At 68.9% G+C, this 18862-nt stretch carries 19 protein-coding genes; 8 read left to right on the top strand and 11 right to left on the bottom strand.

Annotated elements, in window-relative coordinates:
- The first annotated feature begins 145 nt into the window (after positions 1 to 145).
- Positions 146 to 1543 (top strand): ABC transporter substrate-binding protein, encoded by a 1398-nt coding sequence (locus ACX80H_RS11420; protein WP_459313478.1) that lies wholly within the window; start codon positions 146 to 148, stop codon positions 1541 to 1543.
- Between the two features lie 177 nt (positions 1544 to 1720).
- Here the strand turns inward: ACX80H_RS11420 and ACX80H_RS11415 are convergent, their stop codons facing one another.
- The 5 genes from ACX80H_RS11415 to ACX80H_RS11395 form a co-directional block, all read right to left on the bottom strand.
- Positions 1721 to 2428 carry a hypothetical protein gene (locus tag ACX80H_RS11415; protein ID WP_459313477.1) on the bottom strand — a complete coding sequence of 236 codons (708 nt, stop codon included), beginning with the start codon at positions 2426 to 2428 and terminating at the stop codon, positions 1721 to 1723.
- A gap of 130 nt (positions 2429 to 2558) precedes the next feature.
- On the bottom strand, positions 2559 to 3302 hold the full coding sequence (locus ACX80H_RS11410; protein WP_459313476.1) for an ABC transporter ATP-binding protein: 744 nt from the start codon (positions 3300 to 3302) through the stop codon (positions 2559 to 2561).
- Positions 3299 to 4282, bottom strand: coding sequence for an ABC transporter ATP-binding protein (locus ACX80H_RS11405; protein WP_459313830.1), 984 nt, complete (start codon positions 4280 to 4282; stop codon positions 3299 to 3301). The genes ACX80H_RS11410 and ACX80H_RS11405 overlap by 4 nt, the downstream gene beginning before the upstream one ends.
- Before the next feature lie 164 nt (positions 4283 to 4446).
- On the bottom strand, positions 4447 to 5427 hold the full coding sequence (locus ACX80H_RS11400; protein WP_459313475.1) for a branched-chain amino acid ABC transporter permease: 981 nt from the start codon (positions 5425 to 5427) through the stop codon (positions 4447 to 4449).
- Positions 5428 to 5436: 9 nt separating this feature from the next.
- Complete coding sequence (locus ACX80H_RS11395; protein WP_459313474.1) at positions 5437 to 6777, bottom strand: branched-chain amino acid ABC transporter permease; 1341 nt, start codon at positions 6775 to 6777, stop codon at positions 5437 to 5439.
- Positions 6778 to 7071: 294 nt separating this feature from the next.
- Between ACX80H_RS11395 and ACX80H_RS11390 the strand changes: the two genes are divergently transcribed.
- Positions 7072 to 7926, top strand: a complete 855-nt coding sequence (locus ACX80H_RS11390; protein WP_459313473.1) for a Bax inhibitor-1/YccA family protein — start codon at positions 7072 to 7074, stop codon at positions 7924 to 7926.
- 124 nt (positions 7927 to 8050) lie between these two features.
- Here ACX80H_RS11390 and galK read toward each other — a convergent pair whose 3' ends face one another.
- The 3 genes from galK to ACX80H_RS11375 are packed head-to-tail and all read right to left on the bottom strand — an operon-like array spanning position 8051 to position 11126.
- The gene (gene galK, locus ACX80H_RS11385) at positions 8051 to 9205 is read right to left on the bottom strand and encodes a galactokinase (RefSeq protein WP_459313472.1); all 1155 of its coding nucleotides are present in this window, start codon (positions 9203 to 9205) and stop codon (positions 8051 to 8053) included.
- Positions 9202 to 10329 (bottom strand): galactose-1-phosphate uridylyltransferase, encoded by a 1128-nt coding sequence (gene galT / locus ACX80H_RS11380; protein WP_459313471.1) that lies wholly within the window; start codon positions 10327 to 10329, stop codon positions 9202 to 9204. Before galT ends, galK begins: the two co-directional genes overlap by 4 nt.
- Positions 10326 to 11126: a DeoR/GlpR family DNA-binding transcription regulator gene (locus tag ACX80H_RS11375; RefSeq protein WP_459313470.1), complete on the bottom strand. Its 801-nt coding sequence runs from the start codon at positions 11124 to 11126 to the stop codon at positions 10326 to 10328. The genes galT and ACX80H_RS11375 overlap by 4 nt, the downstream gene beginning before the upstream one ends.
- Positions 11127 to 11265: 139 nt before the next feature.
- Between ACX80H_RS11375 and ACX80H_RS11370 the strand changes: the two genes are divergently transcribed.
- Genes ACX80H_RS11370 through ACX80H_RS11355 form a run of 4 tightly spaced genes read left to right on the top strand, consistent with a single transcriptional unit; the run spans position 11266 to position 15462 of the window.
- Positions 11266 to 12183, top strand: a complete 918-nt coding sequence (locus tag ACX80H_RS11370) for an aldose 1-epimerase family protein (RefSeq protein WP_459313469.1) — start codon at positions 11266 to 11268, stop codon at positions 12181 to 12183.
- A 33-nt stretch (positions 12184 to 12216) separates the two neighbouring features.
- On the top strand, positions 12217 to 13542 hold the full coding sequence (locus ACX80H_RS11365; protein ID WP_459313468.1) for an AI-2E family transporter: 1326 nt from the start codon (positions 12217 to 12219) through the stop codon (positions 13540 to 13542).
- Between the two features lie 23 nt (positions 13543 to 13565).
- A complete protein-coding gene (ilvA, locus tag ACX80H_RS11360; protein ID WP_459313829.1) occupies positions 13566 to 14852 on the top strand; it encodes a threonine ammonia-lyase in 1287 nt (428 codons plus the stop codon).
- 10 nt (positions 14853 to 14862) lie between these two features.
- Positions 14863 to 15462, top strand: a complete 600-nt coding sequence (locus tag ACX80H_RS11355; RefSeq protein ID WP_459313467.1) for a rhomboid family intramembrane serine protease — start codon at positions 14863 to 14865, stop codon at positions 15460 to 15462.
- A 3-nt stretch (positions 15463 to 15465) separates the two neighbouring features.
- On the opposite strand, the gene greA is transcribed toward ACX80H_RS11355, so the two are convergent.
- Positions 15466 to 15957 (bottom strand): transcription elongation factor GreA, encoded by a 492-nt coding sequence (greA, locus tag ACX80H_RS11350; protein ID WP_459313466.1) that lies wholly within the window; start codon positions 15955 to 15957, stop codon positions 15466 to 15468.
- Between the two features lie 205 nt (positions 15958 to 16162).
- Positions 16163 to 16597 carry a DUF4307 domain-containing protein gene (locus ACX80H_RS11345; protein ID WP_459313465.1) on the bottom strand — a complete coding sequence of 145 codons (435 nt, stop codon included), beginning with the start codon at positions 16595 to 16597 and terminating at the stop codon, positions 16163 to 16165.
- A 73-nt stretch (positions 16598 to 16670) separates the two neighbouring features.
- Between ACX80H_RS11345 and mca the strand changes: the two genes are divergently transcribed.
- Entirely contained in the window at positions 16671 to 17588 is a 918-nt protein-coding gene (gene mca, locus ACX80H_RS11340; RefSeq protein ID WP_459313464.1) for a mycothiol conjugate amidase Mca, read from the top strand.
- Positions 17589 to 17653: 65 nt separating this feature from the next.
- Positions 17654 to 18019 carry a hypothetical protein gene (locus tag ACX80H_RS11335; protein ID WP_459313463.1) on the top strand — a complete coding sequence of 122 codons (366 nt, stop codon included), beginning with the start codon at positions 17654 to 17656 and terminating at the stop codon, positions 18017 to 18019.
- A gap of 147 nt (positions 18020 to 18166) precedes the next feature.
- Here ACX80H_RS11335 and trhA read toward each other — a convergent pair whose 3' ends face one another.
- Positions 18167 to 18808, bottom strand: a complete 642-nt coding sequence (gene trhA, locus ACX80H_RS11330; RefSeq protein ID WP_459313828.1) for a PAQR family membrane homeostasis protein TrhA — start codon at positions 18806 to 18808, stop codon at positions 18167 to 18169.
- Positions 18809 to 18862: the final 54 nt, after the last annotated feature.

Genomic DNA, 18862 nt, shown 5'->3' with positions numbered 1-18862 from the left:
CGGTTACGGCTGTGACGAGTGTTACAAGGATGTAACCGGATTCCCTTATCTGAGACACATTTATCGATTAGCTTTTCCATAAGCCAGGAACACCTGGTGATCGCATCAAAGGCAGCAAGAGCCTTTCGGTCGAGGAGACTAATTCATGACTGCAACACGCAACTCCGCGCTGCTCGGCATCGGGGACAATGCCACGCGCGCGGGAAAGGTCGCTGCCCTGAGTCTGGGGATCGCGCTCTTTGCCTCCGGCTGCGGCGGCGGCGGAACCACGGGTTCCGAGAGCGACAGCGGCGACACCGAGACCACTGCTGCCGCTGCCACGTCGGCTCTGGCATGCCCCGAGAGCGAGGGGGGCGCCGGCGAGGAGCAGGGCGAGAAGGGTGATCCCGCCGCCGTCCCCGCCAGCAAGACCACGAGCCCCGCACCGCTGAAGCTCGGTTCCATCCTGCCGACCACCGGAACCCTCGCGTTCCTCGGCCCGCCCGAGATCGCGGGCGTCAACCTCGCCGTCGAGGAAGTCAATGCAGCCGGTGGTGTCCTCGGCCAGGACGTCTCGATCACCCACCGCGACTCCGGCGACACCACCACGGACATCGCGACGCAGTCGGTGTCCGACCTGCTGTCGCAGGACGTCAACGCGATCATCGGCGCCGCATCGTCCGGTGTCTCGAAGACCGTCATCAACCAGATCACCGGCGCAGGCGTCGTGCAGTTCTCCCCCGCCAACACATCACCCGAGTTCACGACCTGGGACGACAAGGGCCTGTACTGGCGCACAGCCCCCTCGGACGTCCTCCAGGGCCGCACGCTGGGCAACTACATCATGACGTGTGGCGCGCAGACCGTCGGCATGATCACGCTGAACGACTCCTACGGCACCGGCCTGCAGAGCAATATCCAGGAAACGGTGGAAGCCGCGGGCGGCCAGGTCGTCGCCAACGAGATGTTCAACACCGGCGACTCGCAGTTCTCGAGCCAGGTCGATGCCATCGCCGCCGCGAAGCCGGACGCGATCGTCCTCATCAGCTTCGACGAGGCCAAGAGCATCGTCCCGCTGCTGGTCGCGAAGGGCATCGACGCGAGCACCCTGTTCATGGTCGACGGCAACACCTCGGACTACAGCGCGGACCTCGATCCCGGAACCCTCGAAGGAGCGCAGGGCACCATCCCCGGCCCCTTCACCGGCACCGGCTTCCAGGAAGCCCTCGCCACCGTCGACCCGAATCTGACCAGCTACGCCTACGCCGGCGAGAGCTACGACGCCGTGAACCTCATCTCGCTCGCCTCCGAGGCAGCGGGAAGCGTCGAGGGTACGGAGATCGCCAAGCAGCTCGAGTCGGTCTCGAAGGACGGCACCAAGTGCTTCGACTTCGCAGGCTGCGTCACGCTGCTGCGCGACGGCGAGGACATCGACTACGACGGCATCTCCGGTCCCGTGTCCTTCGACGAGAACGGTGATCCCACCGAAGCCGCCATCGGTATCTACAAGTACGACGCCGACAACAAGCCCCAGCCGAGCCGTTCCGAGGTCGGAGAGCTCTAGGGACTCGTCGGAGCCCAGCTCCGGTAGTGCTTCACGCAGTGGTTCAAGGCCCCGGCCGCCCTTCCGATGGAAGGCGCGGCCGGGGCTTTGTGCTGTCCCCGTTTGTGCTGTCCCCGGAGGTACGTTCTGTTCCGGCGGTTCGTGCTGTCCTGGAGGTCCGGACGGCCGGGACTGCGCTCAGGCGTCGCCCGGCCGACGCCTGGACACGGCGTAGGAGGGCTCGCGGACCCTGCGCGTCCAGTCGTAGATCCGGGCGCCGGCCAGGGGGTGCAGGACGGCGTCGAAGCGCAGGTCCTTCTCCTCTCCCTCGGGGTCCAGGCGCAGGGTGAGGGTGCCGAAGTGCTGCCAGGCCCCCCGGGGAGTGGCGAAGTACAGGCCGAGCTGCCACGGAGAGGTCCCCAGGACCCGCTCGAAGCCCCCGAGGGAGGACGGCAGCCCGGAAGGGGAGAGCGTCCGCGCCCCGAGCAGTACGGGACCGTCCTTGCCGCGGTACGGCATCATCGTGGTCAGGGGAGCCCGCGAGGCACGGAGCCGGGGAACCAGGGCGAAGCGACCCGGGAAGGACCAGCCCGTGGAGGACAGCAGGATGTCCGAGAACGTGGACGCCAGGGGACCGGAGCCGGGGTGGTGGATCCGCACCGCGAGCCCCACGACGTCGGGCAGCCCGTCCGGGGTGCCCACGGAGCGTGAGACCCGTGCGGTGGCGGGAGTCCCGCCCGGCCGGTCGATCCAGGCGATCCCGCTCCTCAGTCCGTGGGCATGCACCACGGCCGTACCGTCGAGCCTCAACCCCCGGGAGTGGATGGGGCGGTGCCGCCGCAGGTGCTTGATGCCGCGGAACACCATCTCGAAGCCCTTGCCGATCGCATCGCTCGCTCCTGCCATGTGCCGGTCCTCCCGTGGTCCTCGCTCCGTCTGCCCTCCCCAACGTAGCGGCCATCAGAAGGAAGTGGGCGGAACCGTTGCCGGTTCCGCCCACACCTTGCATTCTGCGCCTACGGTCCGTCCGGATGCCTCAGGCGGTGTCGGCGAGGGTGCCGAGGTAGAGCTGGATGACCTTCGGGTCCTTCATGAGCTCGCGCCCGGTGCCCGTGTACGCGTCCTTGCCCTGGTCGAGCACGTACGCGCGGTCGCAGATCTGCAGGCAGCGGCGGGCGTTCTGCTCCACCATGATCACGGAGACACCGGCCCTGTTGATCTCATGGACGCGGAGGAACGTCTCGTCCTGCTTCACGGGGGAGAGCCCTGCGGACGGCTCGTCCAGCAGCAGCACCGCGGGGTCCATCATCAGCGCGCGGCCCATGGCGACCATCTGGCGCTCACCGCCGGACAGCGAGCCCGCCCGCTGCGCCTTCCGCTTCCCCAGTTCGGGGAAGAGGCTGGTCACGAAGTCGAAGCGCTCCTTGAAGTCCTTGGGCCGCTGGTACATGCCCATCTGGAGGTTCTCCTCGATGGTCAGCGTGCTGAAGACGTTGTTGTTCTGCGGCACGAAGCCGACGCCGCGACTCACGAGCCGGTTCGCCTTCAGGCCCGTGAGGTCCTGGCCGCGCACCACGACGGTCCCCGAGTGGACCTTGACGAGGCCGAACATCGCCTTCAGGAGCGTCGACTTGCCGGCTCCGTTGGGGCCGATGATGCCGATGAGTTCACCACGGCGGGCCTCGATGCTGCAGCCGTTCAGGATGTTCACGCCGGGGATGTAGCCCGCGACGAGGTCGGTGACCTTGACCACCGAGTCTCCCTCGAATTCCTCTCTCACTTCGTCTCCTCATCCTTGTGGTGGCGGCCGGCGGCATGGGAGCCCCCGACCTCGGTGACGCCGTGGCCAAGGATGCCCTCGTTCTCGGTGCCGACGACCGACGCGTCGTCATGGGCGAGCTCCTCCTCGAGGCGCTCGATCCCGGTCTCGTCCCCGAGGTCGACGTCGTGGTGGGCGCCCAGGTAGGCGTCGATGACGGCCTGGTCCTTCATGACGATGTCCGGTGGTCCCTCCGCGACGACCTTGCCCTCCGCCATGACCACCACCCAGTCGGCGATGTGGCGGACCATGTGCATGTCGTGCTCGACGAAGAGGACGGTCATGCCCTCGGCCTTGAGGTTCTTGATGTGGTCGAGAAGCGACTGCGTCAGCGCCGGGTTGACCCCCGCCATCGGCTCGTCGAGCATCACGAGCCGAGGCCGGACCATGAGTGCCCGAGCCATCTCGAGGAGCTTGCGCTGCCCGCCCGAGAGCGAGGCGGCGTAGTCGTCGCGCTTGGTGTCGAGCTTGAACTTCGCCAGCAGCACCTCTGCCTGCTGGGTGATCTCCCGCTCGCGCCCGCCCCAGATGCCCTTGAAGAGGGCGCGGGCCAGGCTCTCGCCGGGCTGGTCCGTGGCGCCCAGCCGCATGTTCTCCATGACGGTGAGCTTGCCCATGACCTTGGTGAGCTGGAACGTGCGGACCATACCCATGCGCGCCACCTTGTGCGAGGCGACCTTGGCGAGGGGCTTGCCGTCGAATTCCCAGTCCCCGCTGTTGGGCACGTCGAAACCGGTCAGCAGGTTGAACAGCGTGGTCTTGCCGGCTCCGTTGGGGCCGATCAGCGCGGTGATCTTGTGCCGGGGGATCTCGAGGTGCTCGACGTCGACGGCGTTGATGCCGCCGAAGCTTCGCGTGACGTTGCGGGCGACGACGATGGGGTCGCGCTTGCGGCATCCCGGTCCCACCGTGTCGGTCGTGATGGGCTCGGAGTCCGTCATGTGGTCGCGTCCGGGGGAGACCGTGTCGCTCGATCCCGCGTCGCGCGAAGCCGTGTCCCTGGGGGCGGCTCCTCCTGCGGCGTCGACCGGGGTCTGTGCCGCGTGGGCACCGCCGGTGCCCGGTGTGCCGCCGGTGCCGGCTGTGTTGTCGCTGTGGCTGGAGGTCATGCGAACGCCAACTCCTTCTTGTTACCCAGGACGCCCTGCGGCCTGAAGACCATGAGCAGCATCAGTGCCACACCCACGAGGATGTAGCGCAGCTGGCCCGCCTGCGAGTTCGACAGGAACGTGATGGCGCCGACCTCGATCGCGCCGTACAGGAGTCCCTGCGTCAGTGAGAGCACCACCCAGAAGATCATCGCCCCGATGACCGGTCCGAGGACAGTGGCCAGGCCGCCGAGGAGGAGGCAGGTGTAGAGGAAGAACGTCAGCTCGGTCGCGTAGTTGGCAGGCTGCACGGCACCGCGGGGCAGCGTGAAGATGATGCCCGCGAGGGAGCCGAGCACACCGCCGATCACGAGGGCCTGCATCTTGTAGGCGTAGACGTTCTTGCCGAGCGAGCGCACGGCGTTCTCGTCCTCGCGGATGCCCTTGAGCACGCGGCCCCAGGGGCTGCGCATCAGGAGCCAGACGACGAGGCACGCGATGATGACGACCGACCAGCCGACGATGCGGATCCAGAAGTCGCGTTCGTTCATGCCCAGGGGGCCGATGTTGTACCTGCCCGGAGGGAACGGGTTGAGCCCGTAGAAACCGCCCTCGAAGGCCGCGAGGCCGTTCGCGGAACCCGTGACGTTCGTGAGGCCGTTGGTCGTCACGATGTAGCGGACGATCTCTGCCGCAGCGATCGTCACGATGGCCAGGTAGTCGGCCCGGAGGCGGAGGGTGGGGATGCCCAGCACGATCGCGAAGACCACCGAGGACAGCAGCGCCACGAGGACGGCGACGGGCAGCGGGGCGTTGAAACTGAGGGTGGAGATGGCGTAGCCGTACGCTCCGACGGCCATGAAGCCTGCCTGCCCGAAGTTCAGGAGGCCCGAGTAGCCGAAGTGGACGGCGAGGCCGAGGGCGGCGAGGGCGTAGGCCGCCGTCGTCGGGCTGATCAGTTCACCGAATGCGTTGATGAGGATGTTTCCGAAGTCCATGACGAGCCCCTAACCTATGCGCTCACGGCGGCCGAGGATACCCTGCGGCCGGAACAGGAGCACGAGAATCATGATCAGCAGCGCTCCCACGTATTTGAGGTCTGCCTCGAGCCAGATCGTGGAGATCTCCACGAAGAGCCCGACGATGATGGATCCGACGAGTGCGCCGAACACGGTGCCCAGGCCGCCGAGCGTGACGCCGGCGAAGATGAGCAGCAGGATCTGCTGACCCATGTTGTACGACACGCCGGGGCGGTAGTAGGCCCAGAGGATGCCGCCCAGGGCGGCGAGCATGCCGCCGATGACCCAGACGATGCGGATGACCCGGTCCACGTCGATGCCGGAGGCGGCGGCGAGTGCGGGGTTGTCGGCGACGGCGCGGGTGGCCTTGCCGATCCGCGTGCGCAGGAGCAGGAAGGCGACCACCAGGATGATCACGAGGCTCACGATCAGCGACGTCAGGTTGTTGCGGGAGATCGAGACGGAACCGATCTCGATGATCGCGCTCTGCGAACCGGGCAGCTGCTGCGTCGCGCCGCCGAAGAAGAACTGGATGATGTAGCGCAGCGCGAGGGCGAAGCCGATGCTCACAATCATCATCGGCACAAGGCCCGTGCCGCGGCGCCGCAGGGGCTTCCACAGCCCGGCGTCCTGCACGTAGCCGAGGAGGCCGCCACCGAGGACGGCGAGCACGATCGAGACCGCGATCGGGAGTCCGGCGCCCGCGAAGGCGAAGGCCAGGACGGCGCCGATGGTCACCATCTCGCCGTGCGCGAAGTTGGTGAGGCCCGTGGTGCCAAAGATGAGGGAGAGGCCGACGGCACTCAGCGCCAGGAGCAGGCCGAAGCTGAATCCTGCGAGTGCGCGCTCCGCGAGCGTGTCCAGGAAGGATGCCTGCTGGGACACGATGCCCTCGCCGAAGAGGAAGAGCGTGGTCGCGCTGGACGTGTTGGCGAACGTCACGTCGCGCGGATTCTGCTGGCCTTCCGCGAGGGCGACGCCCTCGGGGAGCGTCTGCTCGTCGATCGCCACCTCGTAGGTGCCCTGCTCGGGGACGTCGATGCTCCAGGCGCCGTTGGGGCCCGAGGTGGTCTCACCCTCGAAGCCGTTGCCTGTCGCCGTGACCGTCACGTCGGCGATGGGGCCGTCGACACCGCGGAGCACGCCGCCGATCGAATAGTCGAACTCCTGGGCCTGGATGCTCGAGGCGGCCTGGAGCTGGTGGATTCCAGGGACGGGCGGCTGGGGGGACGCGTGCGCCGCGGGGGCACCGAGCAGCACGGTGGCCAGGAGGCCGAGCACCAGCAGCAGGGGTCTCCTGATCCGCGCAGGCGTCAATAGGGGAAACAAGATGGGAACCTCCACGGTGGGGGCAGGCCCGGCGGCGGGCGCCGGGATCAACAGTTGTGACGAGTGTCACGGGCGTGGGGCTCATGTTACTAGCGGCATGTTTCGGCATTTCGCAAAAGCATCCGCCGGAGGTAGCAATTCGGTAACGAAAGTTTTACCCAGCCGCCTTGGTGTTGTAATTCCGCTCCCGGGTCACGTGCGGCCGGAGCCCGTACGGGAACAAAACCCCGCTCCAAGCGTTGGAATTGATAGGGTTGTAGGACACTCGGCCCCCTAAATGGAGGACTAACAGAAATGGCACTTGGCGGTAATCCGGTATTCAACGGACAGAACTTCCGTTCCGCTACCCGGGGCAACCAGGCGGCGGGATTCGGCACAGCGACATACGCGGGCCAGACTCTCGCCAACCAGCAGCAGCTGGAGCACATGTACAACCAGCCGTCCGCAGGGCCTGCGCAGACGGGACGCATGACCTTCGACGATGTCATCGTCAAGACCCTGCTGTGCCTGGGCGTCGTGCTGCTGGGCGCCGCGATTCCGGCATTCCTCGTTCCGGGCCTCGCAGTCCCCCTGATGGTGGTCGGCGCGCTCGGCGGTTTCGTGCTCGGTCTCGTCAACTCCTTCAAGCGCGAGCCGTCACCCGCACTGATCTTGGCCTACGCCGGGCTCGAGGGCCTGTTCCTCGGCGGCCTGACCATGTTCTTCGAGGCCATGTTCCCGGGGATCGCCCTGCAGGCACTGACCGGAACGCTCGTCGTCTTCGGTGTCACCCTCGCCCTGTTCAAGAGCGGCAAGGTACGGGCCACCCCGAAGGCCATGAAGTTCTTCATGATCGCGATCATCAGCTACGCGGCCTTCTCCCTGCTCAACCTCGGGCTCATGGTGTTCGGTGTCACGGACGGCATGTTCGGAGTCCGCAGTGCGGACATCCCCGGCACCAACATCCCCTTCGGAGTGGTCATCGGGCTCCTCGCCATCGGGCTGGCTGCCTTCTCGCTGATCATCGACTTCACGTCGATCAGCGACGGCGTCCGCCACGGTGCTCCGCAGAAGTACTCCTGGACGGCAGCCTTCGGTCTCACCGTCACGCTCGTCTGGCTCTACGTCGAGATCCTCCGCCTGCTCGCGATCCTTCGCGGCGACGACTAGAACAACCGGACCGGTTCCTTCCGGAGCCGACCCGAACCCCGAGCAGAACGAAGGGCCCGCAACCACCTGGGTTGCGGGCCCTTCGTGCATGTGGCGCCGGCCGTCATGCGGCGTGGGGTGGTCCTCAGGCGACCCGGGCTGCACCCGCTCCGGGCAGGACGCTGAAGATGACCGGTGCGCGGAATCCGGCGGCGGAGAACGCGTCCTGCACGGCCTCGCGGATGGCAGGCACGTCGCCGACCCGCGCCAGGGCGATGGCGGATCCGCCGAAACCGCCGCCGGTCATGCGGGCACCGAGGGCGCCGGCGCCGAGCGCCGCCTCCACCGCCGTATCCAGTTCGGCGCAGGAGATCTCGAAGTCGTCGCGCATCGATGCGTGGCTGGCGACGAGAAGGGATCCGAGGTCCGCCGGTCCCTTGGCCGTGAGGACCTGCACGGTGTCCTCGACGCGCGCGTTCTCCGTCACGACGTGCCGTACGCGCCGGAACGTCTCCTCGTCGAGCACACCGGCAGCTGTGGCGAGGTCCTCGACCGACAGGTCGCGCAGCGAGGGCACGCCCATCAGCTCGGCGCCGAGTTCGCAGGAGCGGCGCCGCGCCGCATACCCGCCGGTCGCGTGGGAGTGGCTGACGCGGGTGTCGATGACCATCAGCTCCAGGCCGGCGGCCTCCAGGTCGAGGGGGACGAGCTGGGAATCACCGGACCGGCAGTCGAGGAACACGGCGTGCCCGGGCTCACCGAGCAGGGACGCCGACTGGTCCATGATGCCGGTGGGCGCCCCGACCATGCGGTTCTCCGCGAGCTGCCCGATCGCCGCGAGTTCCCGCCGGGACACGCCCGCCTCCGAGAGCTCGTTCACGGCGACGGCGACCGAGCATTCGAGGGCCGCGGACGAGGAGAGGCCCGCACCGACGGGCACGGACGAATCGACGAGGATGTCCATCCCGGGGCAGCGGTACCCCGACTGCTCCATGGCCCAGAGGACGCCGAGGGGATAGGCCGCCCAGCCCTGCACGCTTCCTTCCTCGAGGGCGTCCAGGTCCGCCGTCACGGGATCGTCGTCGGGTGCGAAGGTGGACGCGACCCGGACGGTCCGGTCGGGACGGACGGCCGCGGCGACCGTCGTCGAGTGGCGGATGGCGAACGGCAGGACGAAGCCGCCGTTGTAGTCGGTGTGCTCGCCGATGACGTTCACGCGTCCCGGGGCGGACCACAGGCCGTCCGGTTCGCTGCCGAAGCGATCGGTGAAGGCGGCTGCGAGGTCGAGGGGGGTGGTCATGCGGGGTCCTTCCGGGCTGCGGGAGTTGCGTTGCGGAGTGCCTCCGCGACCTTCTCCGGGGTGGTGTCGTTGATGAAGGCCCCCATGGCGGCCTCCGAGCCGGCCAGGAACTTCAGCTTGTCGGCTGCCCTGCGTGGTGATGTCAGCTGGAGGTGCAGGTAGCTCGCCGGTCGCAGGACGTCATCGACGGGAGCCTGCTGCCAGGCCGCGATGTACGGCGTGGGAGTCGGGTAGAGGGCATCGAGCCTGCCGAGGAGATCGAGGTAGACGGTGGTGAGCTCGTCGCGTTCCGCGTCCGTCAGGCCGGCGAGGTCGGCCACCTGGCGGTGGGGGACCAGGTGCACCTCGAGGGGCCAGCGGGCCGCGAAGGGGACGAAGGCGCTGAAGTGCTCGCCCTCGATCACCATGCGCTCACCGGAACTCCGCTCCGAGGAGAGGGCATGGCCCATCAGCGTCTGTTGTCCCCCGGAGGCCTCGAAGAACGCGGCCGCCCTCGCCGCGAGCACCGCAGCGCGCGGCGGGATGAACGGATACGCGTAGATCTGCCCGTGCGGGTGCAGCAGGGTGACGCCGATATCGGCGCCCCGGTTCTCGAAGCAGAAGACCTGCTTGATGCCGGGCATCGCGGACAGGGCCTCGGTGCGCTGGGCCCAGGCGTCGACGACGGTCCGGGCCCGCTGGGGGCTGAGGGAGCCGAAGGAGCCCTCGTGGGCGGAGTCGAATGCGACCACCTCGCACCGCCCGTACGCCGTCGCCGTCGTACCCCAGGACGGATCGCCGGGGAGGTCGCCCAGATCCGGGCCGAACGAGGAGAAGCGGTTCTCGAACACCACGACCTCGTAGTCCGCCGCGGGGATCTCGGAGAGGTTGGCGGGCGTCGTGGGGCACAGCGGGCACTGGTCCGCAGGGGGAAGGTGCGTGCGCGACTGGCGGTGCGCCGCGACGGCGATCCACTCGCCGGTCAGCGCGTCGTACCGCGCCGTACCGGCCGGCCCGCGAGGCGGCAGGCCGCGGGCGTCGGCGGTCGCCGCTGCGTCGCGGTGCCGCGCCGCGCCGCCTTCGCTCGCGTCGAAGTAGATCAGCTCGCGCCCGTCGGACAGGCGGGTCGGGGTGATGAAGGTCATGGGCGCTCTTCCAGGTGGGGGTCGGGGACGGGGTCGCGGAGGATGCGGGTGAGCGCGGCGTACCGGGCGTCGGGCTGCTCGTCGGTGACAAGGGCTGCGGCGGCGTCGAGCGTGGCGACCCGGGCGAGGCTCACGACGCCGATCTTCGTCGCGTCGGCGAGGATGACGAGCTTGCCGCAGGTGCGGGCGAAGGCCTGGTTCGTGTCGGCTTCCGCCAGGTTCGGAGTGGTAATCCCGGCGGCCGCATCCACTCCGTGTGCACCCATGAAGCACAGGTCCGCCCGGAGGGAGGCGATGGTGCTCGTGGCGAGGGGCCCGACGAGCGCCTTCGACGGCGTGAGCTCACCGCCCGACAGCAGCACCCGGGGTGCGCCGTCGGGTGCCGACGCGGCGTTCAGGCGGTGGAGTTCGTCCGCCAGGGGGAGGGAGTTGGTGATGACGGTCAATCCCCGCACGCGCGTCAGGAGGGGCGCCAGGGCGTAGGTCGTGGTGCCACCCGTGATGGAGACCGTCATGCCGGGAACCAGGAGGGAGACGGCCGCGGCCGCGATTCCCTGCTTCGCCCGGCCGCCCCGGCTCCGGTTGGCGTCGAAGCCGGGCTCCACCGAACTCAAACTGCCCGGACGCACGGCTCCGCCGTGCACGCGCACCAGGGCGCCCCGGGATTCGAGGACGTCGATGTCGCGGCGCACGGTCATCTCCGAGACCCCCAGCGCGAGTGCCACATCGCTGACCCGGACCGCGGACTGCTGCACGAGGCGCTCGAGGATGGCCGCGTGGCGCTCTGCTGCGAGCATGATCCTCCTGACGGGACGGGACGCGATAGGCTGCACCAACTGAACGAGTCCGCACTAAAACGAACAAAACCTATCATAGAGGTACCGTCGCAGGAACGGAACGGCCAGGACCGCGCACCGGCGGCGGTAGCATCGCTCCATGACTCCGTCGACTCCCCGTCCGGCTAGTGGCACCAACTTCACCCTGAGGGCCGATTCCTCGACCGTCGTCGTCGCCAGCCTCGCCGCGGCCCTGAGGTCCTACGAGTGCGACGGCGTCGCCCTCACCGAGACCTGGGGGGACGGCGACATCCCTGCGGGTGGCGGAGGCATCCTCCTGGCGCCCTGGCCCAACCGCGTGGCGGGCGGCCGCTGGACCCTGCACGGCAAGGAGCAGCAGCTCGACATCACCGAGCCGTCCAAGGGCAACGCCAGCCACGGACTCCTCCGCAACACCGGGTACCGGGCCGTCGACACCGGACCGTCCCACGTCGTCCTCGAGGCCGAGGTGTTCCCGCAGCACGGGTACCCCTTCCACCTGCTGCATCGGGCCACCTACAGCCTCACCGAGGAGCAGCTCACCGTCACCCAGGAGCTCACGAACCTCTCGTCGGAGGCCGCTCCCTTCGCGCTGGGTGCACATCCGTACCTCAAGATCTCCGGCGTCCCCACCGAGGATCTCACCCTGAGAGTCCTCGCGGACGAGGTGTTCGAGTCGGACGACCGGTCGATCCCCACCGGCAAGCGTCCGGTGTCCGGGCCGGACGATCTCCGGAACGGCCGGCTGATCGGCGACCTCCGGCTGGATGCGGCGTTCACCGGGCTCGGGGTCGTCGAGGGTCGGCACGAGCATGTCCTGTCGGCGCCGGACGGCCGACGCGTCACCCTCTGGGCCGAGGAACCCTTCGCGTACGCGCATGTCTACGTGAGCACGAGTTACCCCGGCGTGAGCAGGGCGGTGGCCATCGAACCCATGACCGCGCCCGCCAACGCCCTCAACTCGGGGGAGGGGCTCCGCTGGCTCGAACCGGGGGCTTCCTTCTCCGCCAGGTGGGGCATACTGCCGGCCCTCGGATAGGGGCCCTCCAGTCTTCTATGGAAAGATTGGTCCATGCAGCGTCTCCGCGGAGCGAAACCCCAGCGCGCCCTCCAGCGTGCCGTGAGCCGCGGGGCCGCCGCGCTGCCGGAGCCGTTGCCACAGCAGCCCGCCGCCCCCCGGCAGCCGCCGCGATCCGATGACCGTTCCGACGTCCCCTTCGCGCTGCGCGTCGCTGCGTCCTGGTCCTGGCGGCTGGGGCTCGTCGTCGTCGTGGGGGGCGTGCTGATCTACCTGCTCAGCCAGGTCTCCCTCCTCGTCATCCCGCTCATGGTCGCCGGGCTGCTCGCCGCCCTGCTCCTGCCGGTCAAGAACGCGCTCCGACGCCGGCGGGTGCCGAACGGGCTGGCGGTCGCCGCTACGCTCGTCGGGTTCTTCGGCCTCATCACGGCCGCCCTCCTCCTGGTCGGCAGCCAGCTCGCGCTCGGCCTGTCCAGCCTCTGGAGAGAGGCCCGCGCCGGGATCCAGGAAATGCTCGACTGGCTGGCCCAGGGGCCGCTGCAGCTCACCGCGACCCAGATCGACCAGTACCTCCAGGACATCGGGGACGCGGTCCAGAACAACAGCGCCTCGATCCTCAATGGAGCGCTGTCCTTCGGGACGACGGCGGGCCATGTGGGCGCCGGAACCCTGCTCACCGTGTTCGCCCTGATCTTCTTCCTGCTCGACGGCGGACGCATCTGGCGCTTCGTCGTCGGGCTCGCGCCGCTACCGGCCCGTGCGGCGCTGGACGGCGCCGGCCGCAGGGGCTGGATGTCGATGGCCAGCTACGTCCGCGTGCAGATGCTCGTCGCGGCCGTCGACGCCGTCGGCATCGGTGTCGGCGCCGCGGTCATCGGCGTCCCGCTCGCCCTGCCCCTCGGCGTCCTCGTCTTCATCGGGTCCTTCATCCCGATCGTCGGCGCGCTGGCCACGGGGTCCGTCGCGGTCCTGCTCGCGCTCGTCGCCAACGGGTGGGTCAACGCCCTCGTGATGCTCGCGATCGTGCTGCTGGTCCAGCAGCTCGAGGGCCACGTCCTCCAGCCGCTCATCATGGGACCGGCCGTCGCTCTGCACCCGCTCGCCGTCGTCCTCGCGGTCGCCGGCGGAACACTGGTCGCAGGCATCCCCGGTGCCCTCTTCTCCGTCCCGCTCCTGGCGGTCCTCAACACCTCCGTGCGCTACATCGCGCAACGGGCCTGGGAATACGACCCGGTCGTCGCGCAGGAGCACCGGTTCGATCAGGGAGGGCCCGGCATTAGCGGGCCGGCGGCTGCGGGACATCCTGCGTTGCCGGCCAGCACCCCGGACCCCTACCCCGCGCAGCCGGCGCCAGCCCTTCAGGAAGAGACCACCCCGTGACCGAGCAATCCGTAGCGAACCCCATGACCGATCCCGCGACCACCACCGTGCCGGACTTTCCTCCCGCGACCGATCTTCCGGTGACCCTCGCCGACGTCGAGGCCGCGCATCGGACGCTCGAGGGCGTCATCGCCCGCACGCCCATCGAGCAGTCGCGCGCCCTCGGGCGGCTCACCGGCTCGACGGTCTCCTTCAAGTGCGAGAACCTGCAGCGCGCCGGGTCCTTCAAGGTCCGCGGCGCGTACAACCGGATGGCGAAGCTCAGCGAGGCCGAGCGTGCCCGCGGGGTCGTCGCGGCGTCGGCAGGCAACCACGCGCAGGGCGTGGCCGTGGCCGCGGCCCGGCTCGGCATCGCCGCCCGCATCTACATGCCCCTGGGTGTCGCGCTGCCCAAGCTCGCGGCGACGCGCGGGCACGGCGCAGAAGTCGTACTGCACGGCCACAACGTCGACGAGGCACTCGCCGAGGCGAAGAGGTACGCCGACGAGACCGGTGCGGTGTTCGTCCACCCCTTCGACAACGTGGACGTGGTGGCGGGCCAGGGAACCATCGGCCTCGAGATCCTCGAGCAGGTCCCGGATGTCGACACCATCCTCATGGGAGTGGGTGGAGGCGGGCTCCTCGCGGGCGTGGCCGTGGCCGTCAAGGCCCGGGCCAAGGAGCTTGGACGGGAGATCCGCATCATCGGGGTGCAGGCGGAGAACGCCGCCGCGTACCCGCCGTCCCTTGCCGCCGACGCCCTCGTACCGCTGACGAAGGTCTCGACCATCGCGGACGGCATCGCCGTCGGGCGCCCCGGCCAGCTGCCGTTCTCGATCATCCGCGAACTCGTGGACGACGTCGTGACCGTCAGCGAGGATTCCCTCGCACGGGCGCTCATCTTCCTGCTGGAGCGCTCGAAGATGGTCGTGGAACCAGCCGGGGCCGTGGGAGTCGCGGCCCTCCTCGACGGGAAGCTGACGGAGAACGGGGCGAACCCGGGCAACACCGTCGTGGTGCTCTCGGGCGGCAACATCGATCCGATGCTCATGCTCAAGGTCATCCAGCGCGGCCTCGCCGCAGCCGGCCGCTACCTCGTGGTGCGCATGCTGCTCGACGACCGGCCCGGTTCACTCGCCACCATCTCGCGGATCATCGCGGAATCCGACGCGAACGTCACCGGCGTGGACCACACGAGAGTGGGCGGGTCGATCAGCATGGGCGACGTCGCCATCACCATCAACATGGAGACCAAGGGCCACGAGCACTGCGAGCAGGTCCTCAGCAGCCTGCGCGCCGAGGGCTTCCAGCCGGTGGTCATCCAGGGCTGAGGAGCGCACCGTGACGGCCCTCGCACGCCGGGCGCAGGCGGGCCTCGCCACCGTCGTCGGCATCGTCGCCCTGATGTGGGCGATGTTCCTGCTGAACCTCGTCCTCGGGAACGTCCTCGTCCGGACGTTCGGGATTGCGCCGCGACGCCTGGACGGGCTCGACGGCGTCGTGTTCGCCCCCCTCCTGCACGGAGGGATCGGACACCTGGCCAGCAACACGCTGCCCCTGCTCGTCCTCGGGTTCCTCGCCTTTCTGGAGGGAGCACGGCGCTTCCTGGTGGCCGTCGGCACGAGCTGGGTCGCCTCGGGCCTGGGGACCTGGCTGTTCGGCGGCGGACTGACCATCGGCGCCTCGGGCGTGGTCTTCGGCCTCTTCACCTACCTGATCACCCGCGGCTTCTACAACCGGGACTGGAAGCAGATCCTGCTCGCAGTCGTCCTGTTCGCCGGCTACGGGTCCATCCTGTGGGGGATCCTGCCGATCGTCGGTTCCTCCATCTCCTGGCAGGCACACCTCTTCGGGGCGCTCGGCGGGATCCTGGCCGCCTTCCTGCTCAAACGGAAGCGGCCCGTCCCCGGAGGGACGGACCGCTTCCGGTTCGGCGCCTAGCGCTCAGCCGGCGTACGGCGTGGCCGAGATGATCTCGACGGTGATCTGCTTGCCGTTGGGTGCGGCATAGGTGACGGTGTCGCCGGCCTTCTTGCCCTGGATGGCAGCGCCCAGCGGGGACTTCTCGCTGTAGACGTCGATGTCCGTATCGCCCGCGACCTCGCGGCTGCCGAGCAGGAAGTTCTCCACGTCGCCCGCGATCTTCGCGGAGACCATCATGCCGGGCTCGACGACGCCGTTGTCCGCCGGAGCCTCACCGACGTGCGCGTTGTTCAGCAGGTGGGTGAGCTGGCGGATACGGGCCTCGGCCTTGCCCTGCTCCTCCTTGGCGGCGTGGTACCCGCCGTTCTCCTTGAGATCGCCCTCGGAGCGGGCCTGCTCGATACGGGCGACGATCTCGGTGCGGCCGGGACCCGACAGGTGCTCCAGCTCGCTCTTGAGCCGGTTGTAGGACTCCTGTGTGAGCCAGGCGACAGGTGCACTGTTAGTGGACACGGGATAACTCCTTAGGTACGGCCGCCGCCGGCTACGGCGGGGCTCATGGTCACTCGACCGGGCAATGGCGGGGCCATTGTCACCGGCAAGCAAACACCCCGCCTCGTGGGACCGGTAGGCCGGTCGCCGGTGAAGCGGGGCGATACGTATCCCCCAAGTCTAGAGGGGGGAGGGCCATAACCCAAGAAGCCTCCGCGGGCCCCGCTCAGTCCTCGACGATCCAGCAGGCGTTCACACCACCCGATACGGCGGGCGAATCGGTATGCATGTCGGCGCGGTGCGCCGTGGTGCCGCCGTCGTTCGCGCCTTCACCGGCACTGTTCGGTCCGATGGTCACGACCTTCCAGCCGACCACCGCATAGTTCTCGCTCAGCGCCTGCACGGCACACTGGGCAGTGGCCGTGCGGTCCTTCGTCACCTCGAAGTCGACGCTCGCCCGGCCGTCGGAGGTGAGCGAGAACCCGACGTCCTTGGAGGAGACGTCGGGGCTTCCCGAGGTCAGGGCGACGGCTGCCACCGCCGCCACGGCAGCGAGGAGCACTGCGACCAGCAGCATCCGCACCCGGCCGATCGGCTTCTTCGGCTTTGGGGCGCCGTAGCGATTGGCTACTCTTGGTGTTGGCGTATAGGCGGAGCTCACGCTGATATTTTACCGTCCGCCCGCCGCGGCCTCCTCCGGCCGCCGTCCTTCCCCGCAGAGCCAGGAGCACGTGTTGCCGAACCAGGATCATCCCCGTGTGTCCCGTGAGGGCTTCCGCCTCCTCGCGGTCCACGCCCACCCCGACGACGAGTCGAGCAAGGGCGCTGCCACCATGGCCAGCTATGTCGCAGCGGGAGCAGAGGTTATGGTCGCGACCTGCACCGGAGGTGAGCGCGGCGACATCCTCAACGCGGCCATGGACGACGACTCCCATGCGAAGCGCGACCTCCCGGGTCTGCGAAGGATCGAGATGGGGCGTGCGGTCGCCGAACTCGGGGTGCAGCAGAGGTGGCTCGGCTTCACCGATTCCGGGTTGCCCGAGGGCGACCCGCTCCCGGATCTCCCCTTCGGCTGCTTCGCCCTCCAGCCCCTCGAGCGGGCGGCCGCCCCCCTCGTGAAACTCGTGCGGGAGTTCCGCCCGCACGTGATTGTCAGCTACGACGAGAACGGCGGGTACCCGCACCCGGACCACATCATGGCGCACCGCATCGCCGTCGAAGCGTTCGACGCCGCAGCGGACCCGGAGCGGTATCCGGGAACGGGTGAGGCGTGGAGCGTGTCGAAGCTCTACTACGACCGTGCGTTCAACCCGGAGCGCTTCCGCGCGCTGCACTTCGCCCTCGAGGAGGCCGGCCTGCAGTCTCCCTACGCCGAGCGGCTGGCACAGTGGCTCGAGGCGGACGCCGAAGGCCACCAGCCCCCGCCCCCGGCCCACCCCACCACCACGCAGATCGACTGCGGGGACTACTTCGGGCACCGTGAGCGGGCCCTCCTCGCGCACCGGACGCAGGTCGACCCCGAAGGCTTCTTCTTTGCCGTGTCCGTCGAGCTGCAGCAGAAGGTGTGGCCGTGGGAGGACTACTCCCTGATCACGTCGCGGGTCGAGTCGCCACTGCCCGAGGACGACTTCTTCACGGGCATCACGCCCTGATCCCTGGTCTCCGCGGGATTTCTATGCCGCGTAGAATTACAGGCGGCGGGCCATCGGAATCCGCCGTGAGCTTCGAAAGTGGTGCATGCGTGGTGCTTACCCTCAACCTGGCTGCAACTGTGACGCCGTCGGGAGATCCGACGCTGCGTCCGGACCTTGATCCGTCGTCCGTGACGCCCGGGACCCTGGGCTTCCTGGCGACACTGTTCGTCGTCGTGGTGGTGATCTTCCTGATCCGGGACATGACCAAGCGCATCCGCAGGGTCCGCTACGCCGCCGAGGTGCAGGAGACCCGGGCGCAGCGCGGCGCCGCGGACGGCGGGCCGGTTCCGCCGGCAGGAGCCCGCGATGCCGGGCAGCGCCGCCCGCAGGACCCGGACGGAGGCGATCTGCCCATGCCCGGCGGAAAGCACGGACCGGACAACCGCTGATCGGACGCAGTCCCGGACCCAGGGGAGCGTAGCCGGTCCCGGGTCCGGGGCGTCGATTCCGCCGACGGAGGGGATAGCAGCCGGTCGGGCGGCCGTCGGCTGCGAAGGCGGCGCTGGTCAGGGACCGGCCGGTAGGGCTTACTGCCGCTAGGCGTGGACCGGATGAAGGACGGCCAGCATGATCGCGACGAAGTGCGCGGCGAATGCGGCCACCGTGAAGGCGTGGAAGAGCTCGTGGAAGCCGAACACGCGCAGCGAGAAGTTGGGACGCTTGATCCCGTAGAACACCGCGCCGGCGATGTAGAAGATCCCGCCGACGCAGATCAGTGTCGCGGCGAGGGCGTTCGCCCTGAAGAAGTCGGGCATGTAGAACACGGAGCCGAGCCCCAGTGCCACGTAGATCGGTACGTAGAGCCAGCGCGGGGCGTCGACCCACAGGTTCCGGAACAGCACGCCGGCGATCGCCCCGCCCCAGATGATCCAGAGGAGGATCTCCGCCCTGCCGCGCTCCAGCAGGGCCCACGCCAGCGGAGTGTAGGAACCCGCGATGACCAGCATGATGTTCGTGTGATCCAGACGCTTCAGGACCACCTTCACGCGGGGGCTCCAGTTGCCCCGGTGGTAGACCGCGCTCACGCCGAAGAGCAGGACGCCGGTCAGGGCGTAGATGGCGGACGCGATCCTGAGTCCCGGAGTCGGTGCCAGGACGACCAGGACGATCCCCGCAGCGACCGCGAGCGGAGTGGCGACGGCGTGGATCCAGCCGCGCCACAGCGGCTTGGTCGCCATCGCATCCGCCAGAGGTCCCGCCACCGACCCGACGGCATCCCCGAGTGTCCCGTC

The sequence above is a fragment of the Arthrobacter pasteuri genome, from assembly GCF_054510955.1.
The sequence above is the reverse complement of the archived record's forward strand: the minus strand, read 5'-3'. Positions and strand labels throughout refer to the sequence as shown.